The organism is Stomatobaculum longum, from assembly GCA_000242235.1.
GTDB classification, from domain to species: domain Bacteria; phylum Bacillota; class Clostridia; order Lachnospirales; family Lachnospiraceae; genus Moryella; species Moryella longum.
Genome location: JH590863.1, coordinates 142,436 through 163,187, shown reverse-complemented (window position 1 = coordinate 163,187; position 20,752 = coordinate 142,436). Strand labels below are relative to the sequence as shown.

At 53.5% G+C, this 20,752-nt stretch carries 16 protein-coding genes; all 16 read right to left on the bottom strand.

Annotated features, from left to right (window positions below; all coding sequences use genetic code 11):
- Positions 1 to 3 precede the first annotated feature (3 nt).
- The 16 genes from HMPREF9623_RS06485 to HMPREF9623_RS06415 all read right to left on the bottom strand — a co-directional run bounded on the left by HMPREF9623_RS06485 (position 4) and on the right by HMPREF9623_RS06415 (position 20,744).
- Positions 4 to 1,653 (bottom strand): hypothetical protein, encoded by a 1,650-nt coding sequence (locus HMPREF9623_RS06485; protein ID WP_040799858.1) that lies wholly within the window; start codon positions 1,651 to 1,653, stop codon positions 4 to 6.
- Between the two features lie 100 nt (positions 1,654 to 1,753).
- Entirely contained in the window at positions 1,754 to 2,782 is a 1,029-nt protein-coding gene (locus HMPREF9623_RS06480; RefSeq protein WP_009533095.1) for an acyltransferase family protein, read from the bottom strand.
- Positions 2,783 to 2,935: 153 nt separating this feature from the next.
- Positions 2,936 to 4,510: a hypothetical protein gene (locus HMPREF9623_RS06475; RefSeq protein WP_040799855.1), complete on the bottom strand. Its 1,575-nt coding sequence runs from the start codon at positions 4,508 to 4,510 to the stop codon at positions 2,936 to 2,938.
- A 25-nt stretch (positions 4,511 to 4,535) separates the two neighbouring features.
- Positions 4,536 to 4,922, bottom strand: a complete 387-nt coding sequence (locus HMPREF9623_RS06470; RefSeq protein WP_009533093.1) for a hypothetical protein — start codon at positions 4,920 to 4,922, stop codon at positions 4,536 to 4,538.
- Positions 4,923 to 4,931: 9 nt separating this feature from the next.
- A complete protein-coding gene (locus tag HMPREF9623_RS06465) occupies positions 4,932 to 6,872 on the bottom strand; it encodes an HAD family hydrolase (RefSeq protein WP_009533092.1) in 1,941 nt (646 codons plus the stop codon).
- A gap of 25 nt (positions 6,873 to 6,897) precedes the next feature.
- Positions 6,898 to 8,115: a rhamnosyltransferase WsaF family glycosyltransferase gene (locus HMPREF9623_RS06460; RefSeq protein WP_009533091.1), complete on the bottom strand. Its 1,218-nt coding sequence runs from the start codon at positions 8,113 to 8,115 to the stop codon at positions 6,898 to 6,900.
- Positions 8,112 to 9,485, bottom strand: coding sequence for a class I SAM-dependent methyltransferase (locus HMPREF9623_RS10910; protein ID WP_009533090.1), 1,374 nt, complete (start codon positions 9,483 to 9,485; stop codon positions 8,112 to 8,114). Before HMPREF9623_RS10910 ends, HMPREF9623_RS06460 begins: the two co-directional genes overlap by 4 nt.
- Complete coding sequence (locus HMPREF9623_RS06450; protein WP_009533089.1) at positions 9,475 to 10,827, bottom strand: ABC transporter ATP-binding protein; 1,353 nt, start codon at positions 10,825 to 10,827, stop codon at positions 9,475 to 9,477. Before HMPREF9623_RS06450 ends, HMPREF9623_RS10910 begins: the two co-directional genes overlap by 11 nt.
- A gap of 9 nt (positions 10,828 to 10,836) precedes the next feature.
- Positions 10,837 to 11,631 carry an ABC transporter permease gene (locus HMPREF9623_RS06445; RefSeq protein ID WP_009533088.1) on the bottom strand — a complete coding sequence of 265 codons (795 nt, stop codon included), beginning with the start codon at positions 11,629 to 11,631 and terminating at the stop codon, positions 10,837 to 10,839.
- Positions 11,628 to 12,740, bottom strand: coding sequence for a glycosyltransferase (locus HMPREF9623_RS06440; RefSeq protein ID WP_009533087.1), 1,113 nt, complete (start codon positions 12,738 to 12,740; stop codon positions 11,628 to 11,630). Before HMPREF9623_RS06440 ends, HMPREF9623_RS06445 begins: the two co-directional genes overlap by 4 nt.
- Positions 12,718 to 13,857, bottom strand: coding sequence for a glycosyltransferase family 4 protein (locus HMPREF9623_RS06435; RefSeq protein ID WP_009533086.1), 1,140 nt, complete (start codon positions 13,855 to 13,857; stop codon positions 12,718 to 12,720). Before HMPREF9623_RS06435 ends, HMPREF9623_RS06440 begins: the two co-directional genes overlap by 23 nt.
- Before the next feature lie 35 nt (positions 13,858 to 13,892).
- Complete coding sequence (locus HMPREF9623_RS06430; protein WP_009533085.1) at positions 13,893 to 15,281, bottom strand: exopolysaccharide biosynthesis polyprenyl glycosylphosphotransferase; 1,389 nt, start codon at positions 15,279 to 15,281, stop codon at positions 13,893 to 13,895.
- A 4-nt stretch (positions 15,282 to 15,285) separates the two neighbouring features.
- Positions 15,286 to 16,962 carry an O-antigen ligase family protein gene (locus tag HMPREF9623_RS06425; protein ID WP_009533084.1) on the bottom strand — a complete coding sequence of 559 codons (1,677 nt, stop codon included), beginning with the start codon at positions 16,960 to 16,962 and terminating at the stop codon, positions 15,286 to 15,288.
- A 16-nt stretch (positions 16,963 to 16,978) separates the two neighbouring features.
- Positions 16,979 to 19,213, bottom strand: coding sequence for an RNA degradosome polyphosphate kinase (locus HMPREF9623_RS06420; RefSeq protein ID WP_009533083.1), 2,235 nt, complete (start codon positions 19,211 to 19,213; stop codon positions 16,979 to 16,981).
- Complete coding sequence (locus HMPREF9623_RS10905; RefSeq protein ID WP_330362076.1) at positions 19,210 to 19,680, bottom strand: hypothetical protein; 471 nt, start codon at positions 19,678 to 19,680, stop codon at positions 19,210 to 19,212. The genes HMPREF9623_RS06420 and HMPREF9623_RS10905 overlap by 4 nt, the downstream gene beginning before the upstream one ends.
- The gene (locus HMPREF9623_RS06415) at positions 19,677 to 20,744 is read right to left on the bottom strand and encodes a Ppx/GppA phosphatase family protein (protein ID WP_009533081.1); all 1,068 of its coding nucleotides are present in this window, start codon (positions 20,742 to 20,744) and stop codon (positions 19,677 to 19,679) included. The genes HMPREF9623_RS10905 and HMPREF9623_RS06415 overlap by 4 nt, the downstream gene beginning before the upstream one ends.
- Between the last annotated feature and the right edge of the window lie 8 nt (positions 20,745 to 20,752).

Below are 20,752 nucleotides of genomic sequence, written 5' to 3'. Positions count from 1 at the left end.
ATATTAAGCTCCTTTCTGTATCCTTGTCCGGCTCAGAATCATAATCATCCAATAAGAGAGAAGTACATATCCTGCCATGTATTGAGAAAGATAATACATAATCCATGACGATGGCTCTGCCAGAATGACAGCAAACATCTTTATCAACAGCACAGCAACTAGGCCGAACAATAAACGATTTTTCTTTCTGAGTCCATAGAATAGCGCTACTATAAGAAATCCAATCGGAATTAATCCATTCCAGAAGACATAAAACAAGGGACTTTCTTTCCCGTCATAAGTCTGCTGTCCCAAAGCCAAAATAAGACTCTTTCGCAACTCAGGTGCAAACGGCTTCACCATCAACCATCCTGAATTTCTCATAAAGTCTAAATGTGTATTGGCATAACTCGTATCCATCAAATGTACCGTATGCTGGACATTAGTCATTTGCAACCCGTCGCCCTTAATTCCCATTGCAGCCAAAAATAGCGAAACTCGCTCGTGCAAAAAAACGCCGGGATACTTGATAACCAGATTCGTAAGTCCCTTCATGTATTTCTGATACGCTTGATGAGAAATGTGTTTGTCTCTTATTCCGGCCTCTCCGAATACAAGCTCTCCATGCATTCCCGGATGATTGTCAACATAATTCTTGTCAACCACTTCGGACATGTCTGCAATCTCCTGCTCATCCTTTTGAGAGTCGGCTCTCCTCAATAACTCAACCGCCGGTCTCATTGTCGAGGCAATTGCATACATGTCATCTTCACCCATTATATACTTTTGCACTTGATGTGCAGCCATAAATAAAGCTAAGGCTAGTACAACGATGCTTATCTTATAGTATGTCTTCTTATAATTCCTCAGCGCAAATACACACACTCCAATGGCGATGTATATTATATTCTCACTTCTCCACTCTGCAACAACCGCAAGCAGGCTCACCAAAAATACATAATACCAGATAGATATGCATCTCTGCTTTCTTTCTTTAATCTCCTTCAAGAGAAGTACCACAAGTAACAGTTCCAAATATACCAGTGGGCCGTTTCGGTATCCCGAAAACTGATACATCAGTACCGGCGGCATAAGAAATGGAAATAATTTAATTGCAATGTCAAGAGCACCATTTTTCAACCTTTTTAGGCCTAAGCTTTGCTCCATCCAAAACAAACTCGTTGCCACACATACCGCAATCAATAATTGCTGAATAATAATAATTCCAGCCGGAAAAGGGAATATATGTAATGCTACCATTTGGAATATACTGGTAAATACATGCTGCCACGCAAAAATTCCATAGCATCTCACAGAAAATTCCAATGTCATGATGTCGTCCCAAGCCCAAGTTCCCGGCCATAAAATCAACATTAACAGCATCTGTATTCCAAAATAGATGCCAAAAAACCGAAACCATCTTTTATAAGCTCTATCTCCGGCTCTCAGCTTAGCAGTCAAAAACCAAACAGAACTCCAAATGACACAGAGTAAGACGAATGCCAACAACTGTGTAACCCAACGCAATAAAACTGAAGAAGCCTCCACATTTCCTTGCGCATTTCTGATATAAATAAAAAAGGCAGAGTCTGCATTGATTGCAAGTAAAATCCCCCATTGCAAGCATGCAATAATAATCGGAATCTTAAAGTTCTTGACTAAACTCTTCATCATTCCCACTCTCCTTAAAAGCATACAATTTGGATCTCAGTGTGCTCCGCCTCTGAGAAATCATCTTAATGATGCTGATATCACAATATTCGTCCCCTGTGTCTTATCGGTGCCCTTTTGTTTTTTTTATAACTGATGTTAGCAGCTGTCCAAGATAATCTGCCAAAATAGCCAGTAATGTAACAAAAGCAAAATCCAGCCCCATAACAATCCAAATAAAGGTCTCATTCCAATGGAAAGCTATCATTAGCTGTCTGTAAAGTGCACTTCCAAAATCAGCATGAATCAAATAAAACGCAAACGATAAGCGTCCAAGCCATGCAAAAATGTGCTGTGTACGCTCACTCCACCCCTTATAATACGGTGCGGAAAAGATGGTTGCCAGAATCAACAGCAATGCAAACAATATTGTCATTTGAGAATAATTCGCCTCTGAAAAGCTGCCTACAATCCACGCCTGGAATCCGGTCATATTACGGTAAATACCAATTGCTGATAGAATGGAAAGCGGAATCATCCTAGCATCTCTTTCTTTGTAATAGGTCAAATACATCAGAATACCCATCACAAAATGACTCGAATATTTCAGAACGAGAAGGCTACTCAGAATAGGTTGGGTGACAAAAAATGACAAAATAACCCACGCATACATTACGCCATACTTATGTTCTTTCCAAATATGCAATTTTATCATTGCCGCAACCAAAAGGTAGAATTTGCACTCCACCATTAGCGTCCAATAGATGGATGAAAGAGGCTCTCTTCCCACAACATCCGTCATCATGGTAAAGGATGTAATATAAGCAATCAGCTGTCCCCTAGGTTCAATTCCTATTGCAATACGCATAATCAACACAAATGTTGCTGCTACGAAAAAAGTTGGGTAAACCCGAAGCAATCTTTTTTTGAGGAAAAGACCGGCAGTTATTCCCTTTCCGGTCGAATAGAGGATTGCGAATCCACTCAGAATAAAGAACACATCAACACCATATTCGCCCCAAAATCCAAGCGGCAAATAAATAGTCTTAGAATAAAATCCCTGTAATGCACCAATAAAAAACCAATGATACAATAGAATAAACAGTGCTGCAATTCCGCGTACTCCATCCAAGCCCGCAATTCTTTCTTTCATCTTCTACATATCCCCTATTTCAGACTCAAAACATTGAGATTCTACTGTCCTCATTCTGACTGAAGTTTTATATGCGTGATATTCTTCTTGAGCAAATCTGTATATCAATCCAACCCTAAATTCAAGCTCAGATTATCTTATGATAATTCCGGGTTAGTCTCTCTGTCCATTTCCGGCACATACAACTTGATTCGTTCTTGCAAGAACACAATACAGATACAAGAAGTACCACCCTCCCAAATAATTAGCAAAATAGTACATCGCATACTTCACCGGTGCTGTCAGTACAACTCCTGCCAATTCAATGAGTAAAACAGAAAGTACAAGAACAAAATCCAATCGTTTCTCCCAAAGTGACACTAAGAATAACTCCGCAGTGATTACAATGGGAATCCAGAAAGCCCAAAACACAAAATTCATGTTAATGCCAAGCACTGTGAATTGCCCGCCCAAAAACCGGGAGACTTTATTCCGAAGGATCGGGTTCAGCGGCTTGACTCTCTGTGTCAGATCTCCCACGTCCCAGTCTTTCACATGCTCGCCCATTGCATTCTCTGTTGTCTGAATGTATCCTGCTTCCTCGTCAAATCCGACCGAAATCACAAACTCATTCCAGCGGCAGCGCAGAAAATCTATGGGATAAGCCAGTATCAACTTTGTACTACTTTGCAAGAACCGATCCATCTCCTGCTTTGTATATCCGCTGCGCGGTTCCGCCAGTGTATAGGCCCGGTTTGTCTTCGACATAATCTCATCAAGCGCATATACGCGATCAATCGACTCTAATTCTTCGCGATGTGCTTCCCGGTCAAACTTCGGATCCTGCAGAATCGTATAAATCGGCATGACATAATTCAGTGCAACCGGCGAATCTCCTCCGGCACAACTTCTCTCACAAACCGTGTAGCCAACCAATGCCAAGCCCATCACCAAAACAGCTGTCACAATCTGTCTGATAAAAGCGAGTCTCTTTCTGACGAATAAAACGGCCAGCATAATGGGGTAAAAAATCAGCAGGAACTTAATTTCTGTCCGAATACAAATGATACCCGCCACCAAAAGACTGAGCTGCAAAACATCTCTCTGAAAGTTATCGTCTCCCTGCCGGTTCCAAAGCATCAGATAGCGCTGTAAAAACATGACGAGCAGTATTCCGAATAAAAAGGTGCGCATCGGCTGATACAAGTAGTACAAGGCCGCCGGGCTGAAAAGCAGTAGCAAAATAGGACGCGCCTTTTTTCCGGTTACAGCTCTGCACTGCTGAATTAAATCCGCATAAATCCATGCTCCCAGTACAAGTTGCAGTCCTGTAATCATGACCGGATGAAAGAAGAACATCAATCCGACAACATACAGAACCGCAATCAAAAGTCCCCGCGTGGGATGCACTTTTAGCATCAATGCATACTGGTAAATTTTGTATTCATCTACCTCAACCCAGTTACCGGGCCAAAGCAGAAGCAATCCAACAAAAAGTACCGCGAAAATCAAAAGCGCTAAACGGAACTTTCCTTCTATCCATTTCTTCCGCAAAGCATTCAATACCTGTCCCAGAAATAGGTACAGCAAAAAAAGTTGTACCAGTTTGGAAATGGTATATAACAGGTACGAACTTTTCTCCGAAAAATTAAAATGCTGCCAATCAAAATAGAGCGAGAACGGCAAATAGACCAACAGAACCGCTAAGCGGACAAGTTCTGTCTTTGAAAGCTTCTTCCATACCATCATTCCCCACCGAAAGACAAAAACTCTGTCATCCTTTCTTTGAGAACCGAATCAGATTCAGCAAAAGAGAAAATATCACCGCAACATATAAGAACCCATTGATCGGCGTAAATGCCGCCTTCATGCTGTCATCTTCCTTGTACTCTTTGCCGTTTACATAGAGCTTGCCGTCCACATAGACACCGCCGTAGCGGTCCACGGAGACCACGGCCTTGCCGTTCTCATCGACAATCTTGATACCTCTTCCGCTCTCGCCCGGATTCACGACAATCCAGTCATCGCTCCCGCCGTTGTCGTTCGGCTGCTGCTGCACGCTGACATTGCCCGCCGTGCCGAAATCCTGTACTTCCGCTGCGTAGACCGGCGTCGCCGCGAGCATCACCAGCAAGAACGCCATTGCTATTTTTTTCTTCATTGCTCTCCCTCAGTAATATTGTTCCAGAATGCGGTTGTACATGCCGATCAGCGGATACAGCCGGTACTTGGTGAGATAGCCCTGCGGCCAGGTCGTGTCGCGGAGAAAGTCCTTGAACTCTTTCCGCTTCTTTTTACTGACCAGCGCGAGTGCCATTAAGAGCGGGCGGAAACGCGTCCGCCGGTCCACATAACTTCCCACACCGAACTCTTCGTTGTGGCGAAGCGCAAAGTAGGCTTTTACAGCCTCCCGCTTCGGCTCGTAGATGAAGCGCTTTAAAGACTCCCAGGCGAGCGGACGGAGCTCAAACTCGGTCACAAGCTGGTTCTCGCAGTAAATGCACAGCGCCGCACAAGTCTCAATGATGTGCTTCTGCAATTCTTTCGTGTAGGAGAAGAAAATCGCATCCTCCTCCTGCTCGCAGTTCCGGATTGCAAAAGTCTTGCCGTCCTCCCGGCGATAGCCGACGGTACTGCCGTTCGGCGAGTTGCATATCATCTCAAACGGTGTGGAGACTGTCATGAGGGCCCGCGCCGAGCGGAACGCGTCAATGTAGCCGCGCTTCTCCGCATTCGCCGGCTGCTCGTTCAGGAAGGGAATCAGGCCGATGTAGAAGCCGAGCATCTTGGTCTTCGGGAACAGGTGACAGAGGTTATCCTGAATGGTGCCTCTCCAGCCGATATCCACAATCGCAATTTCCTCTTCCGCACCGCTCAGCGCCCGCTCCGCACAGTAGGAAAGCAGGAGGGCGCGCTTTTCGTCCCGCTCCGCTTCCATGCAGTCGAGAAACTCTTCGTCGGCAAAGAGCGCCTGCACGCGCTTGTCCTGCCAGGGATAGGTGATTACTTCTTCCGGCGGAAGTTCGTGCCGCACGAGATAACCGCGCACGGCTTCGAGTTCCACGCCGAGCGAGGTGAAGAGCGCCTGCATCGACTGAATCGAGTACTGATTCCAGAGGCGCATGAGCTCCTTCGTGCTGATTTCGCGGAGCGAGGGCATAAAGGTCGCAAGGCGGCTCACCTCGAGGAGATAGGACTTCGGGTAGGCGCGCTTCGAGACCGCGGCCATCGCGTCGTAAATCTCCTTGTAGAATTCACCCTCGCGCGTAAAGAAGTAGATTTTCTTGATGCCCCGCGCCATTGCCTCTTCCGCAAGGTTCTGCACAAAGCCGTAGAAGAAGAGGCTCACATCGTCGGTGCCGGTGAGCGGCGCGCCCGGGTACTGTAACGGCTTTTTACTGTCGCCGACAAAGTTCTGCTCCCGCTCCTCTCTTTTTTTATGCTCCTCCGCGGGCAGATAGCGCTCGGCCGCAATACCGAGCCGCTTCGGGACTTCCACATCGCTGTAGGCATTGTCCCCGAGATGCATGTGCTCTGCCGGTGTGACGTTAAGCAGCTTCTCTGCCTCTTCAAAAAGACGCCCCGAGCGCTTGTTAACGCCGAAGTCGCAGGAGACCAGCACGCGCTCCAAGGGCTTTGAAAAGCCCGCCGCCGTGAGTACCTCGCGGAGGAATGCCTCATCCGCGTAAAAATCCGAGATGCAGACCAGCCTCTCGTGCGGAATGCTGTCAATCTTTGCCGTAATGTCCGGATCCAGGTAGACATGGCGCTTCTCGGCCGCGAGTTCTTCCTGCACGAGGCGAGCCGCGAGCTCTTCTGCCGCCGCTTCCGGAAGCGGCTCCCGGTATGCGCGCGCAAGCAGCTCCCGGAACACATCCTGTATCGCATATTCGTCGTCAAAGCCCTGCGCCTTTTTCGCGGCGCCGAGCTGCCGTTCTATGTCCTGCCGCAAGCGAAACAGCGCCCGCGGATTTCGGTAGGCTTCCTGCAGTTCTCCGCCGTGACGTTCGAGCAGCACGGCAGCGGTTTCTACTTTGATTGCATCCGGGTGGCAGTCGCGTCGCAGTATGGTGTCCCAGATATCCAGTGATAAGAGTTGATAAGACGGCACGCGCGCACATCTCCTTTCTTTGGTCTTACAGTCCGCGGAGCTTATACCAGAGCTTGCGGAGCAGCTTGCTCTTCCGGATAAAGCCGATTCGCTTGAGGCGCCCGAAGAGCGAATTGTCCACGATGACCGGCGGCGCATAGCTCTGCTCCGCGAGTTTTTCGTCCATGACCACATCCGCCGAGACAGCCGGACGCGTATAGCTCCTGTCGTAGACTGCGGGCTCTGCCGGTTCCCGGCGCGCTGCCATATCGCTGACCGCCGCGTAGAACTGCTCGAAGCCGTGCTCCAGATCCTTATCCGCCATGTAGCGCTTGCCCGCCTCGGACATCTCGGCCGCTTTCTCCGGGTGGTCCAGAATCTCGATTAACGCCTGCGCGATCGACTCCGGCGTGGTGTGCGCGAGGCGCACGCCCTCGTTCGGCATATCGTAAAAGTTATTTTCCATGTAGAGATCCACAACCGGCAGACCGGCCGCCATCATCTCAAACGGAATGCGCGAGGGGTTCGAAGAGCTGATGCAGAGTCCCACCTCGCACTGGTTGTAAAGGGCATTGCACTTCTCAAGCGGGATGATGCCGAGGTTTTCGTGTTCAAACCAGACATTCCCCTTGATGTTCGAGCCGTAGAGATAGATTTTCACATCCGGACGCAGGAACTTCACAATGCCGAGCGCCTCGATACCGAGCACGCTGCAGCGGCGCGGCTTATCGGGCTGGTAGACAAAGCAGATCGCGTGTTCCTTCTTTGCCTTCGGCAGCGGGCGGTAGATGCGCCGGTCGGCGCAGAAATCGAAATAGCGGGAAGGCGTGCGGTACTCCGTCTGCATCTTGTGCGAAAGCCAACGGCCTATGGTGACCGGCTTTAAGCCGTAACCGTAGGAATTGCAGGCGAGTATGTAACCGTCACCCATCGGGTTAAAGAGCGCCTCAAAGTCCTGAATGAAGTAGGCTTTTACAGCCTTACTGTTGCAGTCCCGCACCACCTTGGCCGTAAACCAGGCGGTCGCGAAGATGATGTCGTACTCTCCCTGAATGTCATAGCCCAGAATAAAGCGGCAGTCGTGCTTGCCGAAGAGAGTCTCTGCCTGGCGGCGGAGTTCCTCGGAATTCTTGACTTCTCCCTTATCTTCCACATAGACATCGCATTCATAACCCTTGCGAATCAAGTATTGCACGTTCTGGAGTATGGTTCTGTGCCCTCCGGAGCCCTCGATCAGCGACGGCAGTACCCACGCAGCTCTCATTTTTCCTCCCCGTACTTCTTTCGAAACTCAAGACGCGACATCCAGTGCCGCTTGATAATTGCCTCATACTCCGCGTTCTGCTGCTGCAAGGTGAGAATGATATTGCCCTGCTGCTGCACAATGCCGAGTCTCTCCTCCGCAATCTTATGCGCCTCGTTCAAACTGCGGTCGCGCTCGTCGATTAACTTTGCCTGCGCTTCGATGGCCGCATCTTTTTCCGCGACCAGTTTTTCATCCGCCGCAATCCGCGCATCCCGCTCATTGATCATCTTGGCTTGACTTGCAATCGCCGCATCCTTCTCGGCAACCAGCTTCTCATCCGCCGCAATCCGTGCGTCCCGCTCATCGATCATCTTAGCCTGATTCGCAATCGCCACGTCCTTCTCGGCGACCAGCTTCTCATCCGCCGCAATCCGCGCATCCCGCTCATCTATCATCTTCGACTGCTGCTCAATCGCCGCATCCTTCTCGGCGACCAGCTTCTCATCCGCCGCAATCCGCGCGTCTCGCTCGTCTATCATCTTGGCCTGATTCGCAATCGCCGCATCCTTCTCGGCGACCAGTTTCTCATCTGCCGCAATCCGCGCATCCCGCTCGTCTATCATCTTCGACTGCTGCTCGATTGCTTGGTAGCGCTCCTCATAAAGACCCTTCAACTCGTCAAAACGCGCCTGCGTGTACTTATACTTGGAGCGATAGAAGTAGAGGTCCTTATAGTACTTGAAAAAGCCCGCTGCCTCGAGCTTATCGTACCAGTAGCGTCCCTTCGGGAACAGCACACCGAGGCCGCAGCTATGCGTAAAGTCAAAGTAGCAGTCGTATTCCTTCTTGGTCTTCTCCCAGTGGTCGCAGGAGCCCTGATCGATCGGGCTGTACACATCGTGGAAGAGGACAATGCCGTTCTCCTTTAACTTGGGGAGCCAAGTCGTGAAGTCGCGCTCCACATCCTCGAAGGTGTGTCCGCCGTCGATGTGGAGGATGTCAATCGACTCGTCCGCAAAGTCCGACAGTGCCTGGTCAAAGCGCATCTGGAAGAGATGCAGCTTCACTTCCGGGTAGTAGGTCGCGGCGGTCTTCTGTACGAGCGCGTAGACTTCCTCGCCGGTAATTTCCGCGCCGATGTCGCCGCTCCACATATCGACCGCATTGATCTCGGTGTTCAGCTTAAAATCCCGCACGGCCTGACAGAAGGTAAAGAGCGAGCAGCCGTACTGACTGCCGAGCTCCACGAGGCGCGCCGGGCGCACAAAGTGCAGTAAGTCGTAGGCAAAATCCCGGTGCCCTTCCCAGTAGGCAAATTTGAGCTTCGGGTTTAATTGATCTGCGTCATAGCTCGGGTCGGAGACGACCCAGGGTTCGTCATGATTCATGCTCTATCCTCTCGATTTTGAATTCTTCAATCACATGGTTGATGACGCCGTGCATGGGCTTTAACGCGATTGCCTGCACATGCAGGACGCTGTGCACCCAGCACTGCACGGTGTGCACCATCTGGTCATAGCCTTCGCCGAGTCCGAGGGTCAGAAAGTAATCGCCCTCCTTGACCTCCGGCCAGTGGAAGGAAAGGGAGGCTTTTCTCACCTCTCCCTGCTTCACACCCTCAATCATAATGCCCTCGCCGAGGGTGCTCTGCGCAAAAATACTGTTTCCGTACTTATCCTTAAAAGTATAGCCGATTATGATATTGTCTGCATCTTTTTTCGAGTGCAGTAAAAGCTCGATGCGCACCGCATCGCCGGGCTTTACGACATCGACCGCCTCGCCGTTTATCAGCATGCGGCAGCGATCGATTAAAATATCCTGCGCGCCGCCTATGCTCTCCTTCGGCGAGTCGACCCAGCCGATTTCTGCCTTTTCTTTTTCCCGCTCGGCAGCCTCGGCGGCAACGGCTTTCCGCTCTGCCACTTCGCTCCGCTCCGCTGTCGCAAGGCGCGCGTCCTCGTCCTTTGCGGCCGCTTCCTCGCTCTGGAACACACTCGTGTGAAGCAGCTTTAAGTAGTCCTCAATGACTTCGAGCGGCTTGCCCTCGCGGATTATTTTTCCGCGGTCGATTAAAATCACGCGGTCCGCCATATTCGCGATGCTGTTCATGTCGTGGGTCACGAGAAGCTTGGTGACGCCTTTCATCTCCTCCTTCATGAAGGTATTGCACTTCTGCTGGAAGAAGATGTCGCCGACCGAGAGCGCCTCGTCGACAATCAGAATTTCCGGTTTAAAGCTGATCATGACCGCGAAGGCGAGGCGGGCAAACATTCCGCTTGAGTAGGTCTTGACCGGCTGCCCCATGTACTCGCCGATGTCCGCGAAGTCCACGATTTCCTTGACCTTCTCCTGCATCTCCTCGTCGGAAAAACCGCGCATGGAGCCGTTCAGGAAGATGTTTTCATAGCCCGTGTACTCCGGGTTAAAACCGGTGCCGAGCTCGAGCAGGGCGGAGATTTCGCCGTGTGTCTCAATGGTGCCCTCGCTCGGCGTGATGACGCCGGTAATCAGCTTTAAGAGCGTCGACTTGCCCGCGCCGTTCCGGCCGATGATGCCGAGGGTCTCGCCCTTCTTCACCGTAAAGGAGACCTGATCCAGAGCCTTGTAGAGCGTGTGGTATTTCTTTTTGGTGAGCGAGAACAGTTCCTTGACCCGATCCTGCGGTCTCTCGTAGAGGTTATAGAACTTGCTCACGCCCCTCACTTCAATGGCATTTTCGTTTTGATTCATCGCTTATCCTCAGAGCACGTCTGCAAAATACGGTTTCAGTTTCCGGAAGGTATACATTCCGAGCGCAAAGAGCGCCCCCGTAACTACCCAGAAGTAGAGCGTATAGAGGGGCTTATCCCAGACCGGCACATGCGCGTAGAGCGAGTCGCGGTAGCCCTCGACCAGGTAGTAGACCGGATTCAGCTGGAAAATAAAGCGCAGCCTGCCGCTCAGCACCTCCGGTCCCCAGACAATCGGGATGGCCCAGAACCCGATCTGGATAAAGATGCCCACCAGCTGGCTCACGTCCCGCATGTAGACCGTGACCGAGGAGGTAAAGAGCACCACGGCAAAGACCAGCATAAAGTTGCAGGCGACATAGTACATGAGCTGCAGATAGTACCAGTCCGCCGTGTAGCCGGAGAAGTTCAGAATAATGGTCACAATCCCGAGAAAAATCGCATGGATAATCAGCGAAGTGCCGACTTTCACGAGCGGAATGAGGCCCACGTTAAAGTTCAGTTTCTTCACGAGATAGGAGTACTCGAGGAAGGCATTCGTGCCCGCGCCGAGCGCATCCGAGAAGAAGAACCAGGCGACAATGCCGGACATCATCCAGATGATATAGGGGCTTCCGTCCGGGCGCTCGCCGTTCCGTAAGCCGACGGTAAAGACAAACCAGTAAATCAGTACCGTGATGAGCGGTTGCACAACGCCCCAGATGACGCCGAGATAGGAGCCGCTGTAGCGCGCCTTAAAGTCGTTCTTTACGAGCTTCCCTATCATCTTTTTATCTTTTTCAAAAAAAACGCGAAGTCTGTTCATTCACTCTCTCCAATTGCCTGATTCCAGAATGCCTGTATTTCTTCCGGGGAAAAGCGGGTCGCAAAGCGCTCTCTCGCCGCGCGCGCCATACAGCGGAGCTTCGTTGGATTTGCGGCGAGTTCGCTGACCCGCGCCGCAAAGTCACCGCTCTCCGCGGCAAAGTAGCCGCTCACACCGTCTTCTATCACGGTCTTATTATAGCCCACCGAAGAGAGAATCGGAACAACTCCGGCCGACATATATTGAATGGCCTTAAAGCCGCCCTTGCCGAGTGTATAGGCGCTCTCCCGAAGCGGCATGAGGCCTATCTCCGCTTCCCGGAGGGCTTCGATACCGTAGGTGCGGCTCCAGCGTATATTTCGCAGCGTAAGGCGCTTCACCGCTCCGCTGAGCGGCGCATTTGAGACTACCGATAGTTCCAAGCGCCTGCCCGTATCCCGCGCAAGCGTTTCGGCGGCCTGATCGAGCGCAGGCAGCAGCGCTTCGAGATACTTTAGGTTATCACGGGTGCCGAGCCAGAGAAGTTTCATCACAGCGCTGTCTCTCCCCTTGCCAGCAAGGAGCTCTTCTGTCTCCTCGCCCCAAAAGGCGAGATCCGTGGTCGGGAGCAAGCTTACCTTGGCTCTCGCCGCTTCGCCGAGGCTATCCCGCAGGTATTCGCTTGTCACCGTGATTACAGCCGCCTCTGCTTCGAGCACGGCCTTTTCTCTCTTCGAAAGCTCGCCGTCCAGCACAATGTTGTCGTCAAAGTCCCAGTAAACCTTTTTTCCGCGGAGATAGCGTTTTAAGAGTCCCGCGAGAACAGGCGGACAGGCGCGCGGGAAAAAACGCCGGTTTACAATCACGACTTCCGACTTCCAGACAAGAGCATCGAGTGCCATTGCGCCGAGCGTCGTGCCGAAGGTAACGCCCCCCATGAGGAACTTTAGCGCGAGCTTCATAATCTTGCCGTAACGCCTGCCGTAAAAGAGGCGATAAACCCAGGTCGGCGTCATATTGACCCTGCGGCAGGGTTTCCCCCGCAAATATTGGTACAGGCGATAATACGAGGAGCCGTCCTCCTCATTTTTCAGAAAAACCAGAGCTCTACGCTTCATCGTAGCGCGCATATATTTCCCTCATTTTGGTTTCGTTTGCCTCACGGGAAAACGCGCCGATTCGCTGTCTATTATACAGCCCGTAGGCCTCCCGTTTTTTACAATCCCCTAGCAAAATACTTACAACTTTTTCCCAGTCTGTCGCACAGTGCGGCGATAAGAGTTCCCCGCCCTTTCCGGGCAGAATTAAATCCCGGTTGCCGCGCACCCCGGAGGCGACGACCGGCAGTCCGGCTGCCATTGCCTCCATGACCGCGACCGGCAATCCCTCCTGCAACGAGGGAAATAAAAACAGGTCCGCGATGCCGTAAAAACGGAACACATCCGTCCGGTAGCCCGGGAATATCACCTGCGCTTCCACGCCGAGCGCCCGCGCTTTTGCCTTTAACTCATCCTGCAGTTTCCCGTGTCCGAGAATAATCAGCGTGAGCGCCGGATTATTGAGGCGCCGCAACACTTCGAGAAGCAGCGCTTGGTTTTTTCGCGGTATCATCTCCCCGGCGGTTAGCAGCACCCGCTGCGTCTGCAGGATGCCGAGTTCCTCCCGGAGCCCCGCGCCCTCCGCACTGCCGCGCTGTACCGCTTCGATGTCGATGCCGACTCCCGGTAGGAGATCGGTGTGCCGCGCGGAGAACTTTTTCCTCGCGCGCGCATAGTCCTCGCGGTTAATCAAGAGCAGACTGTCCGTGTAGCGCGACAAAAATTTTTCGACCGGATAGTAGATGAGCCAGTTTTTCTTCGACGCGCCGTCGAAAAAGTGAAAGCCGTGCGCCGTATAAATCACATTCCGAAGTCCTGTGCGCGCCGCCGCGACCCGCGCGCAGGCGGCCCCCATCGGGGTGTGACAGTGGAGGAGCGAAACCCCTTCACGGCGAATGAGCGCCGCGAGTTCCCGCACGGCGCTCATATTCTGTAAATTCCAGGGCTCTCTGGCAAACGCAATCTGGTGACAGCGTATGCCGGTGCCCTTTAACCTGTCGTTATTGTCCCCGTAGGAGGGCATGTCAAAATTGGAGGCATAGTGCACTTCATAGCCTCTCTCCTGCAGGAGGCGCACGTTGTTCATCTCAAACTGCGGCACAAAACCGCTTACGGTTGTGACCAGCAGCGCCTTTTTGCTCCCGCTCATTTCTTTCCCTCCTCTTTCGGCGGTTCACACCTCAATCAGAACTTGAGCTCGCCGCTCAAATCCCCCGTCTGCTGCACTGCCGTGACCTGTCCGTCCGCAACGCCCTCGGTCTTTTCCTTCATGAAGAGAATTTTCGGTGTCATGAAAATGAGCTTCAAATCGAGAAAAATCGAATAGTTGCGAATATAAATCAGATCGAGCTTTAACTTGTCGTAGGGCGTCGTATTGTAGACGCCGTAAATCTGTGCGTAGCCCGTGAGACCGGCCTTGACTTTGAGTCGATAATCGAATTCCGGAATTTCTTTCTTGTACTCGGCTGCGATTTCCGGGCGCTCGGGGCGCGGTCCGACCATGCTCATATCGCCCTTTAGGATATTCAGCACCTGCGGGAGCTCGTCGAGCCGGGTCGCGCGGAGCACTTTGCCGACCCGCGTAATCCGGTCATCGGCCTGCGCGGCGAGACGCGCCACGCCGTCGGCCTCGGCATTGACCCGCATCGTGCGGAACTTCAGAATGTCGAAGGTCTTGCCGTCCTTGGTCAAACGGCACTGCTTATAAAAGACCGGGCCTCTGTCCTCTAAGCGAATCGCAATCGCAAAGAGCAAGAAGAGCGGCAGGCTCAGAATGAGTAGCGCACCCGCACTCAGAATGTCGAGCACGCGCTTACAAAAGAGCTGATCGACCTGCAGGCCGTCGTTCCGGGAAAGCAAGAGCACGGTGTCAAAGAGCTTTAACTCGTCCGAACTCCGAATCAGCACATCGCTGATTTTCGGAATCATATAGACGCGCTTATCCATCTCATAGCAGCGCTTGAAGATCAGATTCCGGTCATGACTTCCGAGGTCGCCGATGATCACACCGCCGTACTTCGGCACTTCCTGCATGATGCGCTCTATGCCCTCGTCAATCCGGATTGCAGCGGTCAGCACATACTTATCATCCCGCGAGTTCATCTTCTCGAGCACATGGGCGACCGAGCGCTTGCCGTAAATCAGCAGGAGCTGCCGCGGCGGAAAGAGCAGGTTATAAGTCCACTGGAAAATACTCGCCCAGAAAAAGACAAGTGCCATATCCACCGCGGTCAAAATCACAAAGGGCAGCGGCACATACCAGTGGCGCTCCACGAGCGCGAGCAAGAGGTAGCCGAAGACATTCGTCGCGAGTATCGCGAGAAACTGCGAGTAGATGATATTGTTCTTTCGAAAGAAACCGATCTTCAAGCCGCCGTAGAGGTTGTGAAAGACAAAGAGCATGGTGCCGTAGAGGCCGGTCATGAACCAGTTGCCCCTGCGCCAGAACGGCATGGTAATCACGCGGTTGTAGTAATGTGTCCAGAGCAGGTAGTAGAGCCCGATCTCGACAAAGAGTATCACCGCTGCCGCGCCGAACTTAATGAGGCGCTTATAGCGTTCCATCTGTTCCATACCGTCACTCCGCCGCTCTCGCGACCGCAAGAAGCGCCCAGAGAACCGGGGCCGCGACCGGGACATTGATATTGACAAAGGCCTGGAAGGCATAGCAGATCACCGCAATGCCGAGCGCATCGAGATAGGCACTGTACACCCGCGGAAGGCTTCCGTCCTGTCTCTCCCGCAGCGCTCTCGCCTTTGAGAAAGCGGCTCTCACGCTGAACACGAGGATGCCGAGGTGCGCAAGCAGGCCGAACGGTCCCACGGTGAAGAGATACTGCAGGTACTCGTTGTGAGCGGCGTCGTAGAACTGCCCGGTGATCTGGTTCATCTCGTTCCAGCGATTCGTGACCATGTAGCCCACATAGGTATCGGGACCGCTGCCGAAGATGCGGTTCAGGATGGGGAGCTTGCTGTACTCGTCAAGCGTCGCGCCCCACACATAGCCGCGGAAGGTGCCCCACTCATTCCGGAATTTCAGATAGTCGCCGAGCATGCCGAACTTCGCGTGCACGGTCTCATAAGGCAGGCTGTTCGCATAGACAAAGAGAGCGATCAGCGCGAGGAGCGCGAGTATCAAAAGCACCGCATAGCCGCGAAGCCAGAGCGTCGCGTGCGGGCTCCGCACCGCTTCTTTGCCTTTCTCGCGGTACAGAAGTACCAGTGCGAGTACGCCGAGCACGGCGCCGATGACCGGCAACCCCGGCAGTTTCCCGATGACGAGGAACAGGCCGTAGAGCGGAATCACTTTGCCTGCCTTCGCGATGCTGACGCCGGTCAGATAATTGATGACCAGCAGCATGGTCGCAAACAGCAAAAGATAGCGCGCTCTCCCCTTCCGGCTCCGGAAGGCGATAAAGGGCAGCGCTCCGAAGAAGCCCGCGAGACTTAAGTAGCCGTTGTCCGAGGCGCCGGTAATCAGTGCGAGCATCGCAACCAGATAGACCAGATAGTAGAATACGAGGCGTCCGGTCTTCTCTTCGCTTAGCGTAAACAGCGCGCCGGAAACGCCGACGACAAGTCCCACATAGGTCGTATAGGTGTTCACATTGCCGAAGGTCGACATGAACATTGCATACTGCTCGGGCAGCATCTCGGTGCGGAAGCCGAGCAGGTCCATGTTGTAGAAATCCGTATAGCCGAGCAGGCAGACCAGAAGTCCCACCGCGAGAAATACGGTCAGGTACTTTCCGGAAAAGCGCAGATTCCGGCTCACGATAAAATAGCTTGCTGTGATCAGCGCGATATAAAAGAGACCCACGAAGCGGCCGTCAAGCCCGGTCAGTGCCTGGAACCAGAACTTGCCGGAGAGCAAGGTCGCGATCAGCGCAATGCCGAAAAAGGCGAGCACCGAGAGGTCGGCCCGGCTTAAATCCTCCCGGCTGCCGAGCGGTCGAAATTTCCGGCCGCCGTCCAGATAGACGATGCCCATGCCGACCGAGAGCAGCAGCGCCAGGACGATGAAAGTCACGTCCTTGGTCTGCAGAATGTTAAAGTAGTGGTCGGTAAAAATCAGCGGAAAGAGCGCGAACATGAGCATGACCCATGCGCCCGCAAGCCATGAAGCCCGGCTGTCCTCCTCTTCGGATAGCTTCCGCTCCCGCTTTGCCGCAACCGGTTTTTCCGCCCGCAGCGCATTGCTGTCTGCTTCCCGCAATCCCCCCGCGCTGCCTGTATTTTTCTTTCTCTTACCCATGTTTCTCCTTTTTTGCTCAGAGTAACGGTGTGAAGCCTCTCTCCTCCTGCTTTCCGCGCTGCTTTTCTTCGAGGCGCGCGACTGCGGCCGCAGCCGTCGCCTCCTCAGCAAACACTTCCTGCGAATTGAGCGGCGCCCTGCCGCGGCGGTTTTCCTTCTCGTAACTGCCGTCCGGGCGGTAAATGCTCGCCTTCACATTGTCGCGGAGTTCGGTCTCCAGATAGTGGTGTACTTCCTGGCGGATTGCGCTGTCCGTGACTGGGAACACAATCTCAACGCGGTTGTCGAGGTTCCGGCTCATCCAGTCGGCCGAGCCGAGATACAGCGTCTCCTCGCCGTCCGCGTGGAAGCGGAAGATGCGCGCGTGCTCGAGGAAGTTGCCGACAATCGAGCGTACGCGGATGTTCTCCGAGATGCCCGGAATGCCGACCCGGAGGCAGCAGATGCCGCGGACAATGAGATCGATCTGCACGCCGTCCATGCTCGCGCGGTACAGCTCCCGTATCATATCGGGATCCGAGAGCGAGTTCATCTTCGCCATGATGAAAGCGGGTTTTCCGGCGCGCGCCGCCGCGCGCACCCGCTCGATTTCGCGGACAAAGCGCTCGCGCATCCAGAGCGGTGCGACAATGAGCCGGTTCCAGAACAGCGGCTCCGAGTAACCCGAGAGCATGTTAAAAACTGCGGTCGCGTCCTCGCCGAACTCGCGCTTACAGGTGAGTAGTCCCAAATCCGTGTAGAGCTTTGCGGTCGAATCGTTGTAGTTACCTGTGCCGAGGTGCACATAGCGGCGTATGCCGTCCTCCTCGGAGCGCACCACAAGGGTAATCTTCGAGTGCGTCTTTAAGCCGAGCAGACCGTAAATGACATGGCAGCCAGCCTTCTCGAGCATCTTTGCCCAGACAATATTATTCTCCTCGTCAAAACGCGCCTTCAATTCAACCAGTACCGTGACCTGCTTGCCGTTATCCGCCGCCTTCGCGAGCGCCTGGACAATCGGCGAATTGCCGCTCACGCGATACAGGGTCTGCTTGATGGCGAGCACATCCGGATCCTTTGCCGCTTCCTGAATGAAGTTCACGACCGGATCAAAGGACTGGTAGGGGTGACTTAAGAGAATATCGCCCTCGCGGATGTTTGCGAAAATGCTCTTTTCGTTCACTAGCGCCGGCACCGGCTGCGGGACATGTTTCGGGAGCTTTAAGCGGTCAAAACCGCCGACACCGTAGAGCTTCATGAGCACAGTCAGGTCGAGCGGTCCGTTGATGGAAAAGAGATCCTCCGACTCAATCTCAAGCTCGTCCTGCAATATTTTCAGGAGTTCTTCGTCCATGCCCTCTTCGACTTCGAGGCGGATGGCCTCGCCCCACTGCCGCCGCTTTAACTTCTTCTGAATCTCGACCAGAAGGTCGGCTGCCTCTTCCTCATCGAGTTCAAACTCCGCATTCCGCATGATGCGGAACGGATGCGCCGCGAGGATGTCGTAGTTTAAGAAAAGGGAGCTTATGTTCCGCTCGATGATTTCTTCGAGCAGAATAAAGGTCTTCTCCCCCGCCGGTCTGCCGGTGACCTCGGGCGGCAGTTCCACAAGGCGTGGCAACACCGACGGCACCTGCACAATCGCAAAGTCCGGGCGCTGACCGCCTTTTTTCTTCTTCTCCTCAATGCGGATTAAGGGCTTCACATGTTCTTTTTTCCGAATGCGCGCCGCAATATTCAAGGTCTTATTCCGAATCAGCGGGAAAGGCCTCGAAGAGTCCACCGCCATCGGTGTGAGCACCGGGTAGATGGTGTCCTTAAAATAGCGGTCCACAAAGACCTGTTCTTTTTCCCCGAGTTCCTCGTGGCGGGCAATCAAATGCAGCCCCTCCTTCTCGAGTGCCGGCAACAGACTCCGCTTCAGGCTGTGATACTGCAGTTCGACCATCTCGTGGGTCTCTTCGGAAATTTTCTTCAACTGCTCCGCCGCCGTGAGTCCCGCAATGTCCCGCTTCGTGAAGTCTGCGAGCACCTGGTCTTTCAGGGAGGCCACGCGGACCATGAAGAACTCATCCAGGTTGGAACTCACGATGCTGAGGAACTTGAGCCGCTCAAAGAGCGGAATGGTTTTATCGCGCGCCTCATTCAGGACGCGAAGATTGAACTGAAGCCACGAGAGTTCGCGGCACACATAGTAGTCGGGATTTGCGAGGTTCAGCGTCTTCTCCTGCTGTCCCTGCTTTTTATTCTTTTTCTCGTTTTCTCTCTTCATACGACGCCGCTCCCAAGGCTTCTTCTCTGTCGGAATACCGGGCTGATGCCGAACACATTGCTGAACGAGGGGATACACTGTTCGAAACTCAGGCGCTCCAGGGTCATGTCACCGCCGAAATCGGTCGCGACCGGCAAGGTACCGTCCTCCCGGAGGCGGATGCGGTAGACCCCCGCCTTCTGTTTGGCCGAGCGGTCCATCGCGTTCGCGAGCCGTATCACGGCCGCAAATTTGGCCGCCTTAAGCGGAATGTCGCGCCGCCCGAAGACATCATCCTCATTTCGAAGAATTTGCACAATCAGCGCGTGTTCCTCGGTCGAGAGCCCCACAATCTCGGTCGCGCGGATAATGTCGCCGCTCGACTCACTCGCATTGCCCATGTTCAGGAAGCGCCCGCAGTGATGCAAGGTCGCCGCAATCTCAAGGAGCAGACGGTCGCGCGCCGTGAAGCCCTGCGCCTTTTTCAGCGCGTCGAAGATCTGTAGCGCGCAGCCGACCGTGTAGCGGCGGTGCGCTCGCCGTAGCGCGTCGCGAGCTCCTGCACGGCCGCCAGAATATCCGCGTCAAAGTCGTGCGTGCGCCGCACCAGTTGTTTTTCAAAGGCGTAGTCCGCCGCGACGCCGTCAATCAGACGGGTGCCGGGGAACCAGACCTTTTCCGCGCCGACGGTCTCTGCCATGCGCTGGTAGAGCACCGCCGCCGGTAGCAGGACACCTGTGGTCGCCGGATTTAAGTCGAGCGTCTCCTCGAGCTCGGCTTCAGTGCGCGCAATCACATACTGATAGAGTCCCTTCATTCTGCCAATGTCGGCAAAACTCTCCTCTTCCGGATTCAGCTGCTGCGCGCGCATAATTTTGTCATAGAGCACACGAATCGGGTCGCCGATTGCAATCATGTGTCTCACACGGCGTCCGCGAAGATGCAGGTGCTCGTAGATGTCCAGTTCGTGGGCGACGGTTTCCTGCAGAATGCGCTCTCTGTCATCCCGCGCGGAGTTTAACTGTTGCAGTGTGTCGCGAAGCCGGAGCGCGCCGAGCCGCAAATTCTGCGTGCTCTGCATGGTTCCGGCCCCGTAGAGACTCACCTGCATGGAGCCGAAGCCGACTTCCACGACGGCGGCGCCCTCATTCGCAAGCGTGTCAAAGCGCTCGCCGCAGGCAGCGAGCGCCTTCAGTACCAGCATGCGCTGTTCGGCATTCGAGAGGATCTGTACCGAGAGTCCTGTCCTGGTTTTAATCTGATCCAGCACAATCGCGCTGTTTGTCGCCTCGCGCATCGCGGACGTCGCGATGGCGCGGTAAGCCTCACAGCGATATTCCGCGATGATGCGGGTAAAGTCCTTTAAAACGGCAATCAGTTCCTGTACGAGCGGAAAGCTGATCTCGCCGTTCCGGTAGGTGTCGGAGCCGAGCGCAATGACATGGCGCACATTGTCCACGAGGCGAATGCCGCCGCCCTTGCTGAACTCATAGATACCCAGTTCGATTTCAAACGACCCTACGTCAATCGAAGCAAAGCGTTTTAACGCCATAGTTCCTC